Annotated in this window: 17 protein-coding genes and 1 other RNA gene; 7 read left to right on the top strand and 11 right to left on the bottom strand. The window is 45.0% G+C overall.

Translation table 11 applies throughout. The annotated features are described in order from the left end of the window. Nucleotides 1–3: 3 nt before the first annotated feature. Genes rsgA through R2Q26_RS00725 form a run of 3 tightly spaced genes read right to left on the bottom strand, consistent with a single transcriptional unit; the run spans nucleotide 4 to nucleotide 2,521 of the window. A complete protein-coding gene (gene rsgA / locus R2Q26_RS00735; RefSeq protein ID WP_317534493.1) occupies nucleotides 4–921 on the bottom strand; it encodes a ribosome small subunit-dependent GTPase A in 918 nt (305 codons plus the stop codon). Continuing rightward, nucleotides 918–1,256 (bottom strand): 4a-hydroxytetrahydrobiopterin dehydratase, encoded by a 339-nt coding sequence (locus tag R2Q26_RS00730; protein ID WP_317534492.1) that lies wholly within the window; start codon nucleotides 1,254–1,256, stop codon nucleotides 918–920. Before R2Q26_RS00730 ends, rsgA begins: the two co-directional genes overlap by 4 nt. An 8-nt stretch (nucleotides 1,257–1,264) precedes the next feature. Then, nucleotides 1,265–2,521 carry a M48 family metallopeptidase gene (locus tag R2Q26_RS00725; RefSeq protein ID WP_317534491.1) on the bottom strand — a complete coding sequence of 419 codons (1,257 nt, stop codon included), beginning with the start codon at nucleotides 2,519–2,521 and terminating at the stop codon, nucleotides 1,265–1,267. Nucleotides 2,522–2,761: 240 nt separating this feature from the next. On the opposite strand from R2Q26_RS00725, the gene orn reads away from it, so the two are divergent. From orn to R2Q26_RS00690, 7 genes are all read left to right on the top strand, one after another. After that, nucleotides 2,762–3,307, top strand: coding sequence for an oligoribonuclease (gene orn / locus R2Q26_RS00720; RefSeq protein ID WP_317534490.1), 546 nt, complete (start codon nucleotides 2,762–2,764; stop codon nucleotides 3,305–3,307). Nucleotides 3,308–3,343: 36 nt separating this feature from the next. Further along, complete coding sequence (gene glgP, locus R2Q26_RS00715) at nucleotides 3,344–5,899, top strand: alpha-glucan family phosphorylase (protein WP_317534489.1); 2,556 nt, start codon at nucleotides 3,344–3,346, stop codon at nucleotides 5,897–5,899. Between the two features lie 946 nt (nucleotides 5,900–6,845). Then, nucleotides 6,846–7,883, top strand: a complete 1,038-nt coding sequence (gene coxB / locus R2Q26_RS00710) for a cytochrome c oxidase subunit II (protein WP_317534488.1) — start codon at nucleotides 6,846–6,848, stop codon at nucleotides 7,881–7,883. A 21-nt stretch (nucleotides 7,884–7,904) separates the two neighbouring features. Beyond that, nucleotides 7,905–9,893, top strand: coding sequence for a cytochrome c oxidase subunit I (gene ctaD / locus R2Q26_RS00705; RefSeq protein ID WP_317534487.1), 1,989 nt, complete (start codon nucleotides 7,905–7,907; stop codon nucleotides 9,891–9,893). Nucleotide 9,894: 1 nt separating this feature from the next. Next, a complete protein-coding gene (locus R2Q26_RS00700) occupies nucleotides 9,895–10,485 on the top strand; it encodes a cytochrome c oxidase subunit 3 (protein ID WP_317534486.1) in 591 nt (196 codons plus the stop codon). A 63-nt stretch (nucleotides 10,486–10,548) separates the two neighbouring features. Then, on the top strand, nucleotides 10,549–10,947 hold the full coding sequence (locus R2Q26_RS00695; protein ID WP_317534485.1) for a hypothetical protein: 399 nt from the start codon (nucleotides 10,549–10,551) through the stop codon (nucleotides 10,945–10,947). Nucleotides 10,948–10,952: 5 nt separating this feature from the next. Beyond that, entirely contained in the window at nucleotides 10,953–12,281 is a 1,329-nt protein-coding gene (locus R2Q26_RS00690) for a cytochrome c (RefSeq protein WP_317534484.1), read from the top strand. Between the two features lie 272 nt (nucleotides 12,282–12,553). Here R2Q26_RS00690 and R2Q26_RS00685 read toward each other — a convergent pair whose 3' ends face one another. The 8 genes from R2Q26_RS00685 to R2Q26_RS00650 all read right to left on the bottom strand — a co-directional run bounded on the left by R2Q26_RS00685 (nucleotide 12,554) and on the right by R2Q26_RS00650 (nucleotide 20,700). Further along, nucleotides 12,554–13,447 (bottom strand): cation diffusion facilitator family transporter, encoded by an 894-nt coding sequence (locus R2Q26_RS00685; protein ID WP_317534483.1) that lies wholly within the window; start codon nucleotides 13,445–13,447, stop codon nucleotides 12,554–12,556. A gap of 687 nt (nucleotides 13,448–14,134) precedes the next feature. Beyond that, nucleotides 14,135–14,989 carry a pantoate--beta-alanine ligase gene (gene panC / locus R2Q26_RS00680; RefSeq protein ID WP_317534482.1) on the bottom strand — a complete coding sequence of 285 codons (855 nt, stop codon included), beginning with the start codon at nucleotides 14,987–14,989 and terminating at the stop codon, nucleotides 14,135–14,137. Between the two features lie 136 nt (nucleotides 14,990–15,125). Beyond that, nucleotides 15,126–15,917: a 3-methyl-2-oxobutanoate hydroxymethyltransferase gene (gene panB, locus R2Q26_RS00675; RefSeq protein WP_090569932.1), complete on the bottom strand. Its 792-nt coding sequence runs from the start codon at nucleotides 15,915–15,917 to the stop codon at nucleotides 15,126–15,128. A 21-nt stretch (nucleotides 15,918–15,938) separates the two neighbouring features. Next, nucleotides 15,939–16,607, bottom strand: a complete 669-nt coding sequence (locus R2Q26_RS00670; RefSeq protein WP_317534481.1) for a deoxynucleoside kinase — start codon at nucleotides 16,605–16,607, stop codon at nucleotides 15,939–15,941. After that, the gene (gene folK / locus R2Q26_RS00665; RefSeq protein ID WP_317534480.1) at nucleotides 16,589–17,098 is read right to left on the bottom strand and encodes a 2-amino-4-hydroxy-6-hydroxymethyldihydropteridine diphosphokinase; all 510 of its coding nucleotides are present in this window, start codon (nucleotides 17,096–17,098) and stop codon (nucleotides 16,589–16,591) included. The genes R2Q26_RS00670 and folK overlap by 19 nt, the downstream gene beginning before the upstream one ends. A gap of 4 nt (nucleotides 17,099–17,102) precedes the next feature. After that, nucleotides 17,103–18,500: a polynucleotide adenylyltransferase PcnB gene (pcnB, locus tag R2Q26_RS00660; RefSeq protein WP_317534479.1), complete on the bottom strand. Its 1,398-nt coding sequence runs from the start codon at nucleotides 18,498–18,500 to the stop codon at nucleotides 17,103–17,105. Nucleotides 18,501–19,039: 539 nt separating this feature from the next. Then, nucleotides 19,040–19,330, bottom strand: an RNA gene (rnpB, locus tag R2Q26_RS00655) — RNase P RNA component class A. A 47-nt stretch (nucleotides 19,331–19,377) separates the two neighbouring features. Further along, nucleotides 19,378–20,700, bottom strand: a complete 1,323-nt coding sequence (locus tag R2Q26_RS00650) for a TolC family outer membrane protein (protein ID WP_317534478.1) — start codon at nucleotides 20,698–20,700, stop codon at nucleotides 19,378–19,380. Nucleotides 20,701–20,783: the final 83 nt, after the last annotated feature.

Below are 20,783 nucleotides of genomic sequence, written 5' to 3'. Positions count from 1 at the left end.
GATTTACCACGCCTTCTGATTTTCTGCCAATGTCATCAGTTTGTGGTAGACAGCTAGACGCCGTGCATTGATTTTCCCATTCTGAGCTGCTAGCAACAATGCACAATCCGGTTCCGTTATGTGCCGACAGTTATGGAAGTGGCATTGTCCTAAATAGGGGCGGAATTCAATGAAACATCCTGCCAGCTCCCTACTATCAATATGATGCAAGCCAAATTCCTGCAAACCTGGTGAATCGATAACGCAACTTTCCGCATCAAGACGATAGAGGCGTGTATGCGTTGTGGTATGCCGTCCACTATCGAGCGCGGTGGAAATTTCCATGGTGGCGCGTCGAGCATCTGGGATCAACGCATTGATGATAGTTGATTTGCCCATACCGGACTGGCCAGTCAGCACACTGATCTGACCTTGCAGATAAGATCTAAGCGGTGCAATATCTTGGGCGGCACTGATGGATAGCATGGGATAACCAAGGAATTGGTAATACGATAGCATGGTGGCAGCCGCACGTGTCTGTTCCAGCAAATCAGCTTTGTTTAACAAGATGAGCACTTTGATATGTTGATTTTCCGCTGCAATCAGACAACGATCAATTAATTCTTCACTGAAACTGGGTACTGCAGCAACCACGATAATGAGCTGGGTGACGTTAGCAGCAATCAATTTCTGACGAAATACATCACTGCGATACAACAAATTTGAGCGCGGTAAGATAGTTTCGATGACACCCTGGCCTGGTGTGGTAGGCAGGATTTCAACATGATCGCCACAGGCGATACCGCCTTTCTTGCCACGCATGACACAGGTTAACACTGAACCGTTGCTTGTTTTGACTTCGTATTGCCTGCCGTAGGTAGCAATGACCTGACCTACGACTGGCTGAGTAAGTTTTTTAGAGAAAGGACGTTTTGAGCTCAAATTTTAAATAACCAATCAATTTTGGCTGCGCAAATGAAATCATTTTCAGACAGCCCGTTGATGGCATGTGTCATGTACTCAACATGACATTTGTTATAGCCTACCATCATGTCTGGGTGATGGTCCTCACGATGGGAAAGCCACGCTACTGCATTGACAAATGCCATGGTCTGATAGTGATTTTTGAATTCAAATGTCTTGCTGATTTTATTGTTCGCAAGCGACCATCCTTCCAGCTGTTGCATCAATTTGTTTGCTTCCTCTGCAGTAAGAGGCAGTACGCCACCTTCGCAGGGTTTGCATTGCTTGTTCGTTAGATTACAGATATCAGTCATAAGTACACCTATGCGGAAATGAATTTCTTGAGATGTGCAACACGAATCGCAGCCGGAGGGTGCGAGTCGTAGAAAGTAGAATGTAATGGATCAGGTGTGAGCGTTGCTGCATTATCCTGATAAAGCTTCACTAATGCACGAATCAAATCAGCTGCGGAAGCATTCTGCGCTGCATATTCATCTGCTTCGAATTCATGTTTACGTGAATAGAGGCTAGACAGCGGATGCAGTAAAAAAGTGAAGGCCGGCATGATCAGAAAAAAGAGTAACAGCGCCATTGCCGTTGAGGGAATGGATGCAACAGAAACACCTAATCCTTGATAGAACCAGTTCTGCTGCATCAGATAACCTAATAGCCACAAAAAGGCCAAGCTCACGATGAATGACCAAACGATACGTTTAATGACATGATGACGTTTGAAATGACCAAGCTCGTGTGCGAGGATCGCTTCTATTTCCGGTGCTTCAAGACGTGACAACAATGTGTCGAAAAATACGATGCGTTTAGTTTTGCCAAAACCGGTAAAATACGCGTTGCCGTGACTGCTGCGGCGTGATCCATCCATGACGAACAGACCGCTGGATTCAAAGCCGCACTTATGTAAAAGTTGTTCGATACGCGTTTTGAGAGAAGCGTCTTCTAACGGCGAGAATTTGTTGAACAACGGCGAAATCCAGGTCGGATAAACGGCCAGAAGGAAGAGATTGAAAGCTACCCATGCCAGCCAGGCATAAAGCCACCAGTTATCACCCATTTTCTCCATCAGCCATAAAATGCAGAGCAGCAATGGCGCACCAAGCAGAAGACCTAATGTATATTGCTTGATGAGATCTGAAAAAAACATAGCCGGTGTCATCTTGTTGAAGCCAAATTGCTGCTCAATGACAAAAGTCCGGTAATAACTAAGTGGAATTTCTATTACACTTAACAGTAAAACCGTGCTGATAATGAGCGCCATGCCATGAGGGATCGGATCGATAAACCAGTTCGTCCAGAAGTTTGCGAGGGTATTGAGTCCACCTCCTAGCGTGAGCACCAATAGCAGAAGAACATGGATTAAGGTACTGGGATAATCCAGACGGGTTCTGGCGCAGGTATAATCAGCAGCTTTTTGATGGGCGACAAGATCAATTTGTGAGACAAAATCTTGCGGAACATGGTCGCGATAGATGCGGACATGACGGATATGGCGCATTGCTAACCATAGCTGGGTGAAGGTGGTCAGTAATAATGCAGTAATAAATACAGCAGTAAAAGTTTGCATAATTAAAATAGCATAGAAAATATGATAGATTAACTTTCAAAGCTTGTGAAAACAAGCGCAGCGAGTTTCGCTAAAACGAACAAAGCAAGTTTCGACAGAACGAAAAAAAAGTTACGACAAAAAAATCCCAATTATCGGAACAAGTCATGCTGATTTGTTCACAAGCACTTACCTCTCATCAAGTGACGGGTAGTTTTCAATATGACAAAATCAATTTCTTAAAATTCAAGAAAGCTCATTATGGCACAAGATAGCAATAACCTCATCTGGATAGATATGGAAATGACGGGTCTGAACCCTGATCACGATCGTATTATTGAAATCGCTCTGGTCGTGACCGATTCACAATTAAATATGGTAGCAGAAGCCCCGGTATTAGTAGTGTCACAACCGATCGCCATACTGAACGGTATGGATAAATGGAATCAATCGACTCATGCTAAATCTGGACTGATTGATAAGGTGAAAGTTTCCAGTATTACAGAAGTACAAGCTGAGGCGATTATGCTCACTTTTTTGAAAGATCATGTTCCCTCTGCAACCTCACCGATGTGTGGTAATTCGATTTGCCAGGATCGACGCTTTCTTGCTCGTGCCATGCCACAATTAGAAGCTTATTTTCATTACCGTAATCTGGATGTCAGCACAATTAAAGAGTTGGCGAAACGCTGGAAACCCGGAATCATGGCGGGGTTGAACAAAGAAAGTAAGCACGAAGCGCTAGCAGATATTTATGATTCAATTAAAGAATTAAAATATTATCGTGAGCATTTTATCAGCGCTTGACAGTCTTAGTATTTATCTTGTCAAGGAGAACAATCGATGATTACCAAAACAACATTCACTGTCACGGTTAATCCCAAAATACCCGCTCGTCTGTCCCGCATGGAAGAATTGGCCAATAATCTTTGGTATAGCTGGGATCGTGAAACACGCACTTTGTTTTCTCGCATTGATCCACGTTTGTGGGAAGCAGTCGGGCATAATCCTAAAGCTTTTCTCAAGCGAGTCGATGAGTCGTTACTGTACAAAGCTGCATCTGAACAAACGTTTCTTTCCAGTTATAACAGCGTGCTGTCAGCCTATGATGCTTATCATGCAGAACCCTTACGCTACGACCATATCGAAGGCTTCAGTTCACCTGATCGGATTGCTTATTTTTGCTTTGAATTTGGTTTCCATGAAAGTCTTCCAGTTTATTCTGGTGGGCTCGGTATCCTAGCTGGAGACCACTGCAAAGCGGCAAGTGATTTATGTTTACCATTTGTTGCAGTCGGACTGCTATACCGGCAAGGTTATTTCTTCCAGACCATCGATGCTCAGGGTAATCAGCATGCAATTTATACTGATTCAGATTTTGAAGTTCTGCCGGTGGAGCCAGCTTTGCATGATGATGGCTCAGAAGTCCATGTGCAAGTCGCCTTGTCGGGACGCAAGGTGATGGTAAAAGTTTGGCGAGCCATCATAGGTCACGTCAATTTGTATTTGCTGGATACGGATTTACCGGAGAATCCCGAGAATGATCGCCTGATCACCCATCAGCTTTATGGTGGAGATAAAAAGATGCGTATCGAGCAGGAAATCATTCTGGGGATTGGTGGGGTTTGTGCATTACAGGAAATGGGGATTAAACCAACCGTATGGCACAGTAACGAAGGGCACGCGGCATTTATGATGCTGGAGCGGGCGCGCAATCTGATGCGGCAGGGACTGGATTTCGCCAGCGCGGTAGAGGCAGTGGCGGTCAATACCGTATTTACCACGCATACTGCTGTACCCGCAGGACATGATCACTTTTCCAAGGCCATGATGCATGACTATTTTGCTGGATTTTGTCACGATCTAAAGATCTCCTGGGAAGAATTCATGGCAATGGGACATATGCCTGGTAGTGATGACTTTAACATGACCGCGTTGGCTGCCCATATGTCACGCACGCTTAATGGTGTTAGCAAGATCCATGGTGATGTATCCGCTCGTATTTGCCGTGATCTCTGGCCTCAAATTGAGCCAGAGGAAAATCCGCTCACTTATATCACCAATGGCGTGCATGTACCGACTTTTTTAGCGCAAGAGTGGTCTGATCTATTCGATCGATATCTTGGCTATGAATGGCGCAACAAAATGTGTGACAATGAATTCTGGTCACTTGTCGATACAATTCCCGATCATCTGTTCTGGAGTATGCGGCAGACACTCAAATCACAAATGTTTTATGGTATTCGGGCACGCCTGACTGAGCAGAATAGACGCAATCGCGGCTCTGAGGCCCATCTGGATCGACTTCTTAAATTGGTTGATCCGATCAATCCCAGTGCACTGGTGTTGGGCTTTGCGCGCCGCTTTGCGACTTATAAACGTGCAACCTTGTTATTCGAGAATCTCGACTGGTTGAGAAAAATCCTGCTCGACCCAGAGCGGCCGGTATTACTCGTTTTTGCAGGCAAGGCGCATCCTGCAGATATTCCTGGCCAGGATTTTATTCGAAAGATTAACCAGGTATCACGACTGCCGGAATTTGAAGGGCGGATATTGCTGGTTGAAGGTTATGATATGCGCCTTGCCCGAAGGTTGGTGGCTGGCGTGGATGTTTGGCTCAATAACCCCATTTATCCCCTCGAAGCAAGTGGCACTTCCGGCATGAAAGCAGGGATCAATGGCACAATCAATCTGAGCGTGCTCGATGGCTGGTGGGAAGAAGGTTATGACGGAAAAAATGGCTGGGCAGTTAAACCAGTGTCGGATGATACTGACGCAGCATTGCGTGACAAAGATGAGAGCCAGTCGTTTTACGAGATTCTGCAGGATCAAGTCATTCCCATGTATTATCGTCGCGGCAAATTCGGCTATTCCGCAGAATGGGTCAAAATGGCTAAATATTCAATGACTTCCCTGTTGCCGCGCTACAATGCGACGCGCATGGTGAATGAATATATCAAAAAATTTTATGCGCGCGCTCATGCACAAGGTGCGCATTATGCCAAGGATAATTTTGCAAACGCCAAAAATGTTTCTGCCTGGAAAGCGAAAGTAAGCGCAGCGTGGGGAGGTGTTTCACTACAGCGACTGGATACACTGTCTAAGCGGATTGATTTCGGCAATATCCTAAATTTCAAAGTGACAACTAAATTAAACGGTTTGCAACCTGATGACGTGGTGGTGGAACTGTTAATTTGTCGTCAATACAAGAACGTGAGATTGAACAGCTTCAAGCATTTCCGTTTCGATTTTGTGGGAATGAACAAGACGCAGGAGCACTTGTTTGAGCTGAATTATGTGCCTGAGTTATGCGGCATGCAGGAATACTATCTGCGCATGTATCCCTATCATCCGCTGCTGACTCATCCACTGGAGATGGGTATGATGGTGTGGGTATAGAAATCTTGCGCAAAGGGCTATTTCGCAAAATGGTGCTGCTCAGAGGTTATGAAGAAAATCGGAGCAAGCACCCAAAGCACAAGGCGGGCGGAACGCAGCTACAAGAGAGCGAGTCTGATGAGCTTCGATAAAACGAAATTTTAGCGAGACTGCGTTTTAGCGTAACCACATAGCAAATAAACAGGCGAGAAGGGAGTATCGCTCAGCACAGCGATTGGAGTGCGCAGTAGATTTATTCACATCTCTCTGATATCAGTGTCGGTCAGATCGGCACCATAATATAGATTTCATGTCTACACAATATGTGCCTCGCCTGATATCCTATCCCTTCATATTAAATGCCTCTTCAGTGCTGATCTGATGCAAAGCCAATAAATTTAAAATGGTTTAGGATGATTGTTGCTATTTTAAATTCTTTTAATTTATTTCAGATTTTTTCCATCAGGAGAATTTTCTAATGGAAAATCTGGAATAAATTTTATAACTCATCTTTTGAGTGTCTCCATGTCTTATTCCATTTCTAAATCAAACCTGACTTTGTCGGCTTCACCTTGCCGTATTATTTATGCTGTCTGCGGCTCGCCTTCGTGTCATCTTTGATTTAGAAATGGAATTAGCACCTTTCCTGCCATTTGCGATAGAGCAAATTCCATCCCCCTCATCTAAGGAATCCAGCTTGATTCATGCATCAAGCATAACTGAGAGATGAAAATTGTATGCAATTGCATTATTGCCTGCTTTATTTGTTACCCATTAGCATTAAAAACAAAGCTAGATTGGTGTGCTCAATTCTAGATTGGTGTGCTCAATTGCTCCTCCACCACCTCAAGTATCGAACAGAGAATTGAGGTGAAACGTTAAGTCATTCTAATGCTGAAAGTTCTCTTAAATAATTGATATGTATAAATAATTAATTAAGATCCTATTAAAAAATAAGGGAATAAACATGGTGCTTTTAGCTCGCATAATTATAACGACATTAAGCATGATGACGTTCATTCCTGTGTTGATCATTCCCACAGAAGCAGTGGAAGCAGCGGAAGCACCTTTGAATTATTTTTTACATAGTTATGGGCCGGCTGCCAAGCCAACAATGTATTTAGGCTGGATGCTTGCTGGTTTGTCGATAGCCATTTGTCTTATTCTTACCCTGCTTTTGTTAACAGCTTTGATCCGTAAACGGCCCCAAATTGATCGGCGCGCAATTGGCAGTGAAGGTAAAGGGATACGCTGGATATACATAGGTACAGGAATTTCCACTCTCGTCCTATTCGGATTGGTAATTTATTCGTTAATGGTTGTGAACAAAGTTGCGAAGCCTCCGCAGACAACGATGCTTGCCTTTACCGTTACAGGGTATGGATGGTGGTGGAAGATCGAATATGAACATGATGATCCTGCGCAACGATTTGTCACTGCAAATGAACTCCATATTCCTGTGGGACAACCTGTTCGTATGAAGCTCAAAAGTGCAGATGTTATTCATGCTTTTTGGGTGCCGAAGCTAGCTGGAAAAACACAAATGGTACCGGGTCTGATAAATCAGCAATGGATTCAGGCGGACAGGTCAGGCATTTATACCGGGCAATGCGTTCAGTTTTGTGGTGTTGGACATGCGCATATGGGTCTGGAAGTTGTCGCAGAAAGTGCTGAGGATTTCGAGAGATGGCTGATTGCGCAAAGAAAAATCGCAACATCTTTTGCTACATCAGATGAAAAGCTAGGATACGAATTGTTCATGGAACAATGTGCTGGCTGCCATACGATCCGTGGAACTGACGCTCAGGGTGAGCATGCACCTGATCTGACTCACCTTAACTCACGTCATCGAATCGCGGCAGGATTGTTAATGAATACTCCTGATCATTTGATGCAATGGGTCATTAATGCCCAAAAACTTAAGCCAGGGTCACGCATGCCAAGCTTTGCTTTGTCAGAAAAGGAAGCTTCAGCGCTTGCGTCATTTTTATCGACATTGGATTAGAGGAATATGGCTATCTCTAACATGACACATAATCCTGGGGATGAGCGCCTTGAACGCGTTCCGGACTTCGGTCGCGCACCAAGTGGTTCGGATGAAGAGATGCGACTGGCAAATATATGGAGATCAGAATCAGGTTGGCGCGGCTGGCTTTCTACGGTTGATCATAAGACGATTGGTCTGCGTTATCTTGTTACTGCATTCATATTTCTGCTGATAGGGGGCATTGAGGCGCTTATCATTCGTGCGCAGCTCGCTTTGCCAGATCAAACTTTATTGGCACCAGAACAATATAACCAATTATTCACGATGCATGGCATAACGATGATTTTTCTTTATGCCTTGCCAATATTGTCTGGATTTTCCAATTATCTATGGCCGCTATTGCTAGGTTCTCGAGATATGGCTTTTCCGCGCCTTAATGCGCTCTCTTATTGGATTTTTCTGTTTGCGGGTATTTTCATGTATATGAGTTTCCCGCTAGGGTTGGCACCCAATGCAGGCTGGTTTAATTATGTTCCTATTTCCGGTCCTATCTATAACACAGGCCCTAATATCGATGTGTTTGCGCTAGGTATGGTTCTGTTGGGAATTTCAACGACTGCTGGATCGGTAAATTTTGTTGTTACGCTATTCAGAATGCGGGCACCTGGCATGACAATTAATAAAGTGCCCATTCTAGTCTGGGGTACACTCGCGGCATCAGTAGCTAATCTTGTTACTATCCCCGCAGTCAGCCTCGCATTTTTTCTACTGTGGATGGATCGCCAGCTTGGTACCCAGTTTTTTGATCTTGCTAATGGTGGTAAGCCACTCTTGTGGCAGCATTTATTCTGGATCTTTGGCCATCCGTGGGTTTATTCAATCGTCCTTCCTGCCATGGGCATAGTGTCTGATGCGTTGCCAACATTTTGTCGACGGCCTCTAGTAGGCTACGCGGCGGTGGCGCTTGCCACCATGGCAACCATGTTGATAGGTTTTGTAGTATGGATGCATCACATGTTTGCTACGGGATTGCCCACTGTCTCCTTATCATTATTTGGTGCTGCCAGTATGGCAATTTCAATTCCGAGTGCGGTTGCTGTGTTTGCCTGGATTGCCACTATCTGGGTGGGAAGGCCGGTATTCAAAACACCATTTTTATTTTTTGCCGGCTTTGTCATTCTGTTTGTGATCGGTGGCTTGTCCGGTGTGATGGTGGCGGCTATATCACTCAATTGGCAACTTAACGAAACATACTTTGTTGTTGCTCACCTGCATTATGTTTTGCTTGGTATTAATGTATTTCCGGTAATAGGGGGAATTTACTACTGGTTTCCAAAATTCACTGGCCGCATGATGAATGAGAAATTAGGCAAATGGAACTTTTGGGTCATGTTCATTGGCTTTAATATAGGATTTTTTCCAATGCATATAGCCGGCCTGCTGGGCATGCCGCGACGTATCTACACATACTCATCCCGTATGGGATGGGATAGTGTCAATCTGATTACATCTATTGGCTCCTTTATCCTGGCGATTGGAATCCTTATATTTCTTATTAATGTCATTATTAGTCTTAAACGCGGAGAAAAGGCGAGCTCAAATCCTTGGGATGCTGCCACGCTCGAGTGGTCGATGTCTTCACCACCGCCCCCTTATAATTTTGCTGTTATCCCTGCTGTCGCTAGTCGCCATCCATTGTGGGAAGATCGGTTAGAAGAAGGCATAAGGCGATCCAATCTTGCTGAAGGATATTTATTGATCAAGGGACACGAAACATTAGGTACTTCACCTATTGATGCGAAGCCGCTGGTTATCTTTAAAATGCCGGGTGATTCCTATACGCCATTTTTTGTTGGGCTATTTGTATCATTGCTATTTCTCGGTCTGCTGCTCCATTGGTGGAGCTTTACAGGTTTAATGGCGGTAGCAAGCTGCATTACCTTAATTATTTGGATGTGGCCGCAAAAAACACTCAAGCAACGCACAGAATCAGGCACTACTCATCCTTTCCAAGGAGATTCAAAATAACATGAATTCATTCGATCATCATTTTTTACCGGTAGGGAGTGTCGGCAAACTATCAGCAGGATGGTGGGGTGTTTTGGCATTGATTGTGACGGAAGGCGCTTTGTTTGGGTACTTACTGTTTGTATATTTTTATCTGGCGGCTCAAACGGATGAGCAATGGCCTCCGGAAGGATTGCCCAGTCTGATTGTGCCAACTATAAATACAGTCATTTTACTCGTTAGCAGTGCTTTTGTTTGGGCGAGCGAACGTTGCATTCGACTAAGGCAAATTCGCTGGAGCATCGGAATAATGACGTTGGCAATAATATTTGGTATTTGTTTCGTGATGATTCAACTGATGGAATGGGGCAATAAAATTTATGGTTTAACATCGAATTTGTATGGGTCATTATATTTCACGATCACGGGATTTCATTTATGCCATGTGATTGTCGGTATTGTGGTTTTAATGTTATTGCTGATTTGGCTATCGCTAGGTTATTTTGATGATAAGCGGCATGCCGCTGTCACAATTGGGGGTGTTTACTGGCACTTTGTTGATGCTGTCTGGTTATTTGTGTTTACTACGTTGTACCTCTCTCCATATTTATAGGAAGTGAAAGTGTTCTACCAGGAGCAAGCAAGATATCTGTTAACCTGAAAATATTTAGACTTTATGAGTCCATACAAAACATTGCTAGCGTTATTCGGTGCACCAGTGGCGTGGATCACGCAGATGCTTTTATGCGAATCACTAACATCGTTTGCATGTTATCCGCATCAAATCCCGCTTTCTGCTCCTCAGTGGGCAGATTTGCCGGTGATACTTACGGTAATTTGTGTGGTCTGCCTGGCGTTTGGTCTAATCTCTGGTTATATCGCATGGAATTTATGGCAACGAACTCACCGCTCGTTAGCTGAGAGTAGTTCGAGCGAACAGGTTATTAAAATTAATGGAGGACAGTCACAATTTTTGGCGATGCTAGGAATCATGTCTAGCTTCATTTTTATCGTGGCGATTTTATTTACGAGCTGCGCTATTTTATTAGTGTCGCTTTGTAGCGAGTGGACTTGATTCAGATGATATCAATAACATCGTTCACTAATATTATTAATAAAGCACCAGGCAAATTTGCACGCCATTCCTGGATTATTTATGCAGTTGCTATGATTGCTGCAAGTGTTCAGGCTGCGGATCCTGAGATGATTGCTCGTGGTGCATATCTTGCCAAAGTCGCTGATTGCGAGAGCTGTCACACAGCTGGTCCTGATCATGCCCCTTTCAGCGGTGGTTTGCCAATTAATTCACCCTTCGGGATTATTTATTCGACTAATATCACGCCCGATCCTACCACGGGTATCGGCCAATATAGTTATGAAGACTTTAGCAGAGCTGTTAGAGAAGGTCTTGCAAAAGACGGTAAGCGCCTTTATCCAGCGATGCCTTATCCTTCGTTTGCAGCGGTGCAGGACAGTGATATTCAAGCCTTGTACGCTTATTTCATGGAAGGGGTGGAACCTGTCCCCCATATTCCTCCCCAGACTGAATTGCCTTTTCCTTTTAATCAGCGCTGGACGCTGAGGTTCTGGGCGATGGCATTTGCAACTCAAAAACCGTATGAACCGCGTGCCGATCGAAATGAGAAGTGGAATCGCGGTGCGTATTTAGTGCAGGCACTAGGGCACTGTGGAGCCTGCCATACGCCACGCGGTCTGGCATACCAGGAAAAAGCATATTCGGAATTGTCATCTGATTATTTGAGTGGTTCAGAGGTGGATAATTGGTCTGCAGCGGATCTGACTGGCAATTTAGCGTCTGGTTTGGGCAGATGGTCTGAAGCAGAAGTTTCTACATTTCTGGAAACAGGTCATAGCAGATTAGGGGTTGCATTTGGCAGCATGGTAACCGTTATTGAAAACAGTTTGCAACACTTACGGAAGGATGATTTGGATGCTGTTGCCCATTATCTTAAATCGCTTCCAGTCGGGAGAAAGAGCAGATCGTACTACAAACCGCTAATCTCACAGGATCAACTAATCTTGACCAAGTTAGAGGTAGGAGTCAATAAATTTGAACTTCCTGGCACAGCGGTGTATTCAGGATTTTGCGTCAAATGCCATCAAGATAATGGAATGGGCAAACTTCCAAGAATTCCACGGTTAAGTGGTAATTCGATGGTTCTTTCCGAGAATCCGGTTTCCATTATTCGTCAGGTGCTGGAAGGAGGAAAAGGTCCCTTAACGAAAAATGGACCTAAACCAAAAAAAATGCCTAGTTTTGCCAAAAAATTATCTGATCGCGAGATCGCAGATGTTCTGACCTTTGTGCGCAATAGCTGGGGTAATACAGCGCCTCCAGTTACACCGCGCGAGGTATCCATATTACGAAAGGAAGTGTTGCGAGAATAATTGCCTCTGGGGAGTAGAAGAATTTTATAATGAAATAAATTATCTAATTTTAATTTTTAATATAAATATCAGTTATAAGAGAACATAGTATTTTATAAATAAATAATACTGTGTTAGAAATCATTTACTTTTCTATTAGGAATTAAAATTAGACCTTGCTGGTCAGTTCTGTTATGTCTGCCCCACGGAACTCTGGGCCAGGAATAAATCTGTCAAGCAGGCGATGATCGCACGGGAATAAGCGTAGTGATATCCTAGTCATCTGCACATGATCAGCAGCCCTCGGAGCGCACGGCACGCGTAGGGGTTTCGGGTTGCAAGGTCACATGATCTATGCCATAGTGCTCCAGCAGCATATGACGCAAATCGTTCAGAATACTGTCCCATTGATTGAGATCTTGCAGCACCACATGGGCTGATAGTGCCAGTCGCTGCGATGATAATGACCAGACATGCAGGTCATGTACCGACAACACTCCTGGCCGCGCTGCCATCTCGGTGCCAATGGCAGTCAGCGACAGCCCCAGTGGAACACCTTCCATCAGGCCATGCAGCACTTCACGCAGCAGGCGCAAAGTGGAGTACAAGATAAACGCCACGATGAGCAGCGAGAGCAGTGGGTCGATCAGGGTCCAGTCGGTGAAGACGATCACCAGTCCAGACAACATGGCTATGATGGATGCCAGCAGGTCGCTCAGAACGTGTAATACAGCGGCACGTTGATTCAGATCAGTCTCACCATGTCCCCCCAGCAGGTACAATACGAGCACATTGAGTACTAAGCCGATAAATGCCACGGTAGATACAACCTCTCCTTTCACAGGCAGTGGTTGCTGCACACGTTCAACGATATTAATCACAATGACGCTCACCACCACCAGCATAAGCAGACCATTGATCAAAGCTGCAATGAACTCCGCACGCCCTAATCCGTAAGAATGACGCGGCGTCGGTTGACGTTGCGTTAACCAAGCCCCAAGTGCGGCGATAAGCAGAGTGCTGGTATCGGTCAACATATGACCTGCATCGCTTAGTAGCGCCAACGAATTCGCCCACCAGCCTACACTAGCTTCTATCGCTGCGTACGTGAGCGTGATAGCTGCGGAGAAATATAGACCGCGTTGGTCATTCTGGAGAAGAGGGTGTTGGTGATCGGGCTGTGTCATACCACTTCGCTATTCCGCAGGAGCCTGTCTTTTAGGACATTGCAGCGATGGCAGCTAATAACAATTCAGCAAAGATCAAGGTGACTGGCTTTTCCATGAGATCGGTACAAATAGCTAACTTAGTTTTCTTGTAATGCATAATCATAATGCTGCCGTAGCTATCGTTAAGTTTGGAGATGATTTCACATTCCCGCGTAGGACTATTCTATTTATTGGACATTCTCGACGCATGTTCGTAATCTGGGCTCCTTTCGGCAGTACCCCGAGCATAACAGGAAGGGTGTTTACGAAAAATAAGCACCCTTTTTAGATTCAATTAATATTGATACTTCAATAGATTATCGAAATACACTGGTTAAAAAAATACGTGCAACTACTTAGAATATCCGGTTTTTTCATATTCATTTAGTCATATTTTTTCAAGAAAAGAAAGGCACAAATCTTTTCAGATGAAAAATTCAGAGCCACTATGAGGAATAAGGAATAACAAAAAAATAGCCATTATCTGTCTATTTCGTTATTGATCAGATCAGTTAAAGTTTTAATCACTCTTGGCTTTTGAAGGAAAGTTACATAGTAAGTAGACGCTACCATGAGCAGCACAAAGTAACTAAGGAGTCTTGAACCATAATATCTGGACAAGCGAGTTACTGTGCTAGGAGGGTACTTGCAGAACTGCCCCGCAACTTATTCAGAGCTTTCCGGATGCGAGGGAATCGAAATTTCCAGATTATCAATCAAGCGGGTCTGGCCCAGCCAGGCTGCACTGAGGATGACCAGATCAGTGTCACCGGTATTAGCTGGTAGAAGCGTTTCACGCTGCTGCAGAGCAATGTAATCGACTGTCCATCCCTGTTTGGCAAGTTCACATTTTGCACATTCTTCCAATAGTCGGAAATTATGATCGTCTTGTTCTATTTTTTGTTTCACCTGAAACAAAGTGCGAAATAAATAACTGGCCTTCTGTTTTTCCAACTCGCTCAGATAGCTATTGCGTGAACTTAACGCAAGACCATCTTCCGAACGTACTGTCTCACCTGCCATGATATTGATGGGCAGATTCAATTGCTGCACCATTTTTTGCATCAGATACAGTTGCTGATAATCTTTTTTGCCAAAAACGGCCAACTGCGGCTGAACGATATTGAACAATTTCAGTACCACAGTCGCCACTCCGCGGAAAAAACCGGGGCGAAATTCTCCTTCCAGCGTATCAGCAACGGCAGGAAGCAGTAATTGGAATTCCTGGGGAGTGGGATAAAGCGTTTTTTCGTCAGGTAAAAATACGATATCCACTCCAAGCTTCTCCAAAAGATGGCAATCGGCTGTCTGGGTACGCGGATAACGATCAAAATCTTCATGCGGAGCAAACTGCAGGCGATTGACGAAAATACTGACGACAGTGCAGCTTGCCTGCTGCTGGGCAATCTGCACCAATGATAAATGTCCCTGGTGCAAATTGCCCATGGTAGGTACCAATGCAATGGACGATTCACGTTTTAGACGAGTACGTAACGAAGCAATGCTAGTAATGATTTCCACGGTTAGCGCTTTAGGAGAACTGAAATTAATTGTTATTCTATTTCTAAATCAAACCTGACTTTGTCGGCTTCTCCTTGCCGTATTATTTATACTGTCAGCGGCTCGCCTTCGCATCATGTTTGATTTAGAAATGAAATTAGAAGGTATGCTCTGCTGCTGGGAATTTTCCTGTTTTAACTTCTTCTACATAATGCTCGATTGCTGCCTGGATGCTATCTGCGTCTGTCATGAAATTTTTGACAAACCGCGGTTTGCTGCCCGGATAAATTCCCAGCATGTCGTGCAGCACCAGTATCTGAGCAGAGCAATCTACCCCTGCGCCAATACCGATGGTAGGAATAGAGAGCTCCCGGCTAATTTTAGCAGCCAAGGCAGCTGGTATCGTTTCCATTAACAACATGCCTACCCCTGCTTCCTGCAGTAAAATGGCGTCGCTCAGAAGTTGTTCAGCTTCGTTAGCTGTTCGTCCCTGGACTTTGTAGCCCCCTAACTGATGAACTGATTGCGGCATCAAGCCGATATGAGCACACACAGGGATACCTCGCTGGGTAAGAAAGTCGATGGTGTCAGTCATAATGTGACCTCCTTCAATCTTGACCATCTGTGCACCTGCAGCCATGAGTCTGGCTGCATGCATGAATGTTTCTTCAGGGGATACCTGGGAGGTGCCAAAAGGCATGTCGACCATGATGAATGCTTTGTTTGATCCACGCACCACGCACTGGGTATGATAGATCATATCATCCAGCGTGACGGGTAATGTGGTGGTATGACCTTGTATGACATTTCCTAATGAATCACCTATCAAAAGAATATCGACGCCGGCATTTTCCAGTAGGACTGCAAAGGTCGCATCATAGCAAGTGAGCGCAGCAATCTTATTGCCTGCTGAGTGCATTTTTTGTAAGGTATCTCGAGTTATTCTCATGACGGTTTGGTCCATAACGACTTACAGATATTCCCTAAGACCACAGTTGAAATATTCCCGCGCACCTCTCATCTGGCTGATACGCTGAAGCAACAAGTTGAAATCAGCCGTGTTGTTGGCAAAATTGAGATTCTCACTATTGACGATGATGACAGGCGCTTTTTCGTATTGATGGAAAAACTGTGTGTAGCTACTAGATAATTTATATAGATATTCTTCGGATATATTTTTCTCATATGCACTGCCACGACGCTTGATGCGCTCTAACAGCTTTTCTGGTGAAGCCTGAAGATAAATGACTAGATCAGGAGAAGGCGCTTGGAGCTGCATTTGAGAATAAATTTTCTGATAGAGATCATATTCAGATTTGTTCAGCGTCATTCGAGCAAATAATTGATCTTTCTCCAGCAAAAAATCACTGATCATTGGTCTTGAAAGGACATCTGCCTGCGTCACGTATCGGAATTGATCGATGCGTTGCAGCAAAAAGAACAGTTGTGTAGGTAATGCATAGCGCAAGCGATCGTTATAAAATTTTTCGAGGAAAGGGTTTTCTTCCGGTCGTTCCAGCATTAAGGCGCATTCCAGGCGGTCTGCCATATTCTGGGCAAGACTTGTTTTGCCGGCGCCAATCGGGCCTTCGATAGCAATATAGTGATATTTTTCCAGTATCATGATGGTGAAATACATTCAAGTCGTTGTTCAGTACATGCGGCCAATAACTCACTAACCAATCCCTGGCCGGGAATTTTACAATCACGTTCGATTTCCATAAGTGGCTGTAATACGAACGCGCGTTCATGCATGCGAGGGTGTGGCAAAACCAAACCTTCCTCATGACATTGCAGATCATCATATAATAATAGATCGAGGTCTAGGGTGCGCGGAGCATTGGGATAAGTTCGTATACGCCCACAACGTCGTTCGATTTCAAGTAAAGCCCTGAGGAGAGCCTGCGGCATAAGCGCTGTTTCGATGTGTACAACTGCATTGATGAAATCAGGTTGATCAACCACTCCCATCGGTGCACTGCGGTACAAAGAAGATTGCTTTATCAAGCGGGAATCAGGAAGCTCTGCTAGCAGTGAAATGGCTTGTCTGATTTGAAATAAAGGGTTTTCCAAATTGCTGCCTAACCCAATAAAGGCCTGTCCGGCTGGTTTGGTCGAGATGGATGGCATCAGATCATTTTTCCGTGTTAGCCGCCAAATTGGCGACGTCGCTTTTTTTATGGTCTGCAGTTCCCGCTGGTTTGCGTCGACGGCTTTTTTTGCGTCGTTTTGGTGTAGTCTCCTTTAATAGCATCGCTTCGCGGGTAGCGGCATCAGCATGCTGGAAAGTTTTCCACCACTGTCCCACTTCCATATCAACCTCACTACTTTCACAGCGCAACATGATAAAATCATACGCCGCACGGAAACGTGGATGTTCAAGCAGGCGAAATGGTCTATGTCCTGCTCGCGCCAGAAAGCGCGGCTGTAGTATCCAGATATCATAAATGATTGCATCCAGTCGCCGTGGGATGGCGAGCTGCTGACGTTGTAATGTCAGTATTTCAACCATGGCCAAATGGAGTGCAGGCATAGGCTTTTCTCCAGTTGCCTGGTGCTTATTCCAGGCTGCAAGCACTTCATGCCAGAGCAGGGCTGCAAACAGGAAGCCTGGTGAGACGGGTTTGCCCTCTTGCACACGCTTATCGGTATTTTCAAGCGCCAAAGTAATAAAGCGTTCACCCAGGGGTTGCTCAAGAATGACATCAAGCATGGGAAGCAACCCGTGATGAAGTCCGCGCATACGTAAATCCAAGACGCAAGCAAGGGAGTGGCCAGACATCAATAGCTTTAGCATTTCATCGAATAATCGGGCTGCTGGTACATTCTGCAACAATGGTGCCAAATCACCTATGGGTGCTGCAGTCGCATCATCAAGCTGGATATCAAGCTTGGCTGCCAGCCGAACTGCCCGTAACATGCGCACCGGATCTTCCCGATAGCGTTGGGTAGGTTCACCAATGATGCGCAAGCGTTTCGCCTTGATATCCTCATAACCGTTGAGATAATCAAGAATTTCTTCGGTGGCGGGATTATAAAATAGTGCATTGACAGTAAAATCCCGCCGCATCACATCTTCTTCTTGACTACCAAAAATATTGTCATGCAGCAAGCGCCCGTGTTGATCTGCATGGTTCTCAGTAGCTATTCCCATGCTGCCATTAACAGAGCAATTGGCACGAAAAGTGGATACTTCCACAATTTCGCTGCCATAGACGACGTGTACCAGGCGAAAACGTCGTCCAATGATACGAGAACGACGGAATAACGTACGTACCTCCTCGGGAGTAGCATTGGTTGCTACATCAAAATCCTTGGGCTCCAGCCCCAGCAATAAGTCACGAATGGCGCCGCCGACTACAAATGCGGAAAATCCGGCTTGTTGTAACAGTGCAGTCACCTTTAATGCACCTGAGCTAATTTGCTGGCGACTAATGCAGTGTTCCTTGCGTGGTATTGTGCGCAACACTGGGTCAGTGTTGATAGTAGGTGAATTGCGCGTGAAAATACGTCGAAAAAATTTATGGATCATTGCAAGATGCTGAAAGGATCAGTCACGGATTATCCTAAAAACCATAGTTGAATGGGAGTATAACGAGGTGATTCGGGGCGAGGCAAATCTGCTCCCCCTGCAGCGAAGTGCATCGCTGCATTCGCCGCTGGCGCGACGTACCTTGCATATCTTAGTGATATTACCATGCAGGTAAGCGAGAAATTTTCAAAGATGTCTTTATCTGGCATGGGTTTGGTTTGCTAATCAAGCATTCAACTATGATTCTAGGATTATACACTTGGTGATGTATTCAGATTAAATGGTTCATTTCATTTGCATTAAAATGAGCCAGTTGACATTGACCAAGAGGTTGTTATTCCATTCCTAAATCAAACCTGACTTTGTCGGTTTCTCCTTGCTGTATTATTTATACTGCTGGAGTCCGTCTTTTCTTCATTTGTTTGATTGGAAATAAAATTAGAAGCGAATAACAGCGGAATAAACTGAAAAAAGAAAGAAAGTCTGGTGGTGATTCTAAGCAGACATGTGATCAAAAAATAATCGAGGTAATGTGGGAATAAGGAAGCTGACCGATAAGCCGGATTCTGTCGTGGACAGTCATTCCTCTAGATACACAGTTACCTGTGTACTCAAGCAACCTACCCGCAGGCTCAGCGAGCAGCGTCATAGCCTGCCTATTTGGTCTTGCTCCGGATGGAGGTTACCGCGTTTCACCGTAACTTAATACGCTCGTCTCTGTGGCCCTGTTCCTCGCCTCGCGACGGCCGGCCATTAACCGGCATCCTGCTCTCTGGAGTCCGGACTTTCCTCTCCCTGTTTGCACAGGCAGCGACTGTCTAGTCAGCTTCTTTTTTATTTTATCAACTTCTCACGCCAAGAAGCATAAATTTTAATACTACAGCAGTCCATTGATTTCTTTTAATACTTCTTCATCTAATTCCCCGGCTTCGGCTTTCAGTCGTAATCGCGACATCAAATAAGTGTAATATGCCTGCGCCAAATCTCTGCGTGCGGCAAAGAATTGCTGTTGAGCATTTAAAACATCCACTTCTGTCCTGATACCCACTTCCCTTCCTAGCACAGTGGAATCCAACTGGCTCTTGCTAGTTGTGAGCGCCTGTTTTTGAGCTTTGAGCAGGGCAATGCCGTTGGTCACATTCAGAAATTGCTGTCGTACCTGCAAGCCAATGGTTCGCCGGGTATTTTCCAGATCCTGGCGTGCTTTGTCCCGATTGGCTAACGCTTCGCGAATGCGAGATTGCACCGAAAGTCCCTGGAATATGGGTACATTAAGCTGAAGACCTATCGTTTTCGATTCTAAATTGACGCCAACCCCGGTGATCGCACCGCCAACGCCTTGTTGATTGCTGTACTGCGCGACCAGATCAAGCGTTGGGTAATGACCTGCCTTCGCTTTTTTGATTTCCTGCTCGGCAAGATCGAAGGCGATTTGCTGTATTTTGAGGGAGAAGTTTTTCTGCTCAGCAACGGCTACCCACTCTTCCATGTTCTCGTAGGGCAGGGTAAGCGAAGCTGACACTATTTTGTCTATGCTGGTGCTGATCAACTGATCTGGAAATCGATTGATGATCCCTTGCAAGGTGCGCTTGTTAACTTCGAGAGTATTTCTGGCTAAAATTTCTTGCGAGATCGTCAGATCGTAACGAGCTTGCGCTTCATGCGTGTCTAAAATCGTGGCGACACCCACCTCAAAGTTGCGCTTGGCTTGTTCCAGTTGCTCACTGATGGCTTTTTTCTGGGATTCCATAACTTCAAGATTGGCCTGGGCAATTAGCACATCAAAATATGCCTGCGATACGCGCAATATCAAGTCTTGGGCAGCTAGAACAAATCTTGCATCAGCTTGTGCAACCTGATTCTTCGATTGCTCATAGATGATAAAATTTTCAATGCGGATAAGAGGTTGGGTGGCTGCGAGTGTTATGCCACGATTTTTGATTAATCTCTCCGGACCGAAGTTAGTATCGATAAACTGATTCTGACCTGTTCCAGTCAAATTAATGTTAGGGAGCAATCCTGCCCTGCCTTGCGGCAATCTTTCCTGCGCTGCGATGTAGGCAGCCCGCTCGGCACCATATTGCGCATCCTGCTCCAGCGCTTCACGGTAAACATCCATGAGGTTGGCTGCTTGCACGGGTGTTTGCAAGCTTATACCGATAGCAGCAAGAATGACAACCAGGTGCCACAGATTTTTCATGAGTACTTTTAGCAAAATTCTTCCAGATAGGGAGCTATATTAATACCTTTCTCCTGTGAAAAATAAGCTATTGTATTCGATCG

The organism is Nitrosomonas sp. Is37, from assembly GCF_033063275.1.
Classification (GTDB): domain Bacteria; phylum Pseudomonadota; class Gammaproteobacteria; order Burkholderiales; family Nitrosomonadaceae; genus Nitrosomonas.
Note: the sequence above shows the minus strand (reverse complement) of the source record. Positions and strands in the feature narration are given on the sequence as shown.

Coding starts and splice junctions, on each gene's coding strand:
- R2Q26_RS00725 (WP_317534491.1), bottom strand. CDS start 2,521: ATGCAAACTTTTACTGCTGTATTTATTACTGCATTATTACTGACCACC.
- pcnB (WP_317534479.1), bottom strand. CDS start 18,500: ATGATCCATAAATTTTTTCGACGTATTTTCACGCGCAATTCACCTACT.
- ctaD (WP_317534487.1), top strand. CDS start 7,905: ATGACACATAATCCTGGGGATGAGCGCCTTGAACGCGTTCCGGACTTC.
- R2Q26_RS00650 (WP_317534478.1), bottom strand. CDS start 20,700: ATGAAAAATCTGTGGCACCTGGTTGTCATTCTTGCTGCTATCGGTATA.
- folK (WP_317534480.1), bottom strand. CDS start 17,098: ATGCCATCCATCTCGACCAAACCAGCCGGACAGGCCTTTATTGGGTTA.
- R2Q26_RS00670 (WP_317534481.1), bottom strand. CDS start 16,607: ATGTATTTCACCATCATGATACTGGAAAAATATCACTATATTGCTATC.
- R2Q26_RS00730 (WP_317534492.1), bottom strand. CDS start 1,256: ATGACTGATATCTGTAATCTAACGAACAAGCAATGCAAACCCTGCGAA.
- coxB (WP_317534488.1), top strand. CDS start 6,846: ATGGTGCTTTTAGCTCGCATAATTATAACGACATTAAGCATGATGACG.
- R2Q26_RS00685 (WP_317534483.1), bottom strand. CDS start 13,447: ATGACACAGCCCGATCACCAACACCCTCTTCTCCAGAATGACCAACGC.
- glgP (WP_317534489.1), top strand. CDS start 3,344: ATGATTACCAAAACAACATTCACTGTCACGGTTAATCCCAAAATACCC.
- orn (WP_317534490.1), top strand. CDS start 2,762: ATGGCACAAGATAGCAATAACCTCATCTGGATAGATATGGAAATGACG.
- panB (WP_090569932.1), bottom strand. CDS start 15,917: ATGAGAATAACTCGAGATACCTTACAAAAAATGCACTCAGCAGGCAAT.
- R2Q26_RS00690 (WP_317534484.1), top strand. CDS start 10,953: ATGATATCAATAACATCGTTCACTAATATTATTAATAAAGCACCAGGC.
- R2Q26_RS00700 (WP_317534486.1), top strand. CDS start 9,895: ATGAATTCATTCGATCATCATTTTTTACCGGTAGGGAGTGTCGGCAAA.
- R2Q26_RS00695 (WP_317534485.1), top strand. CDS start 10,549: ATGAGTCCATACAAAACATTGCTAGCGTTATTCGGTGCACCAGTGGCG.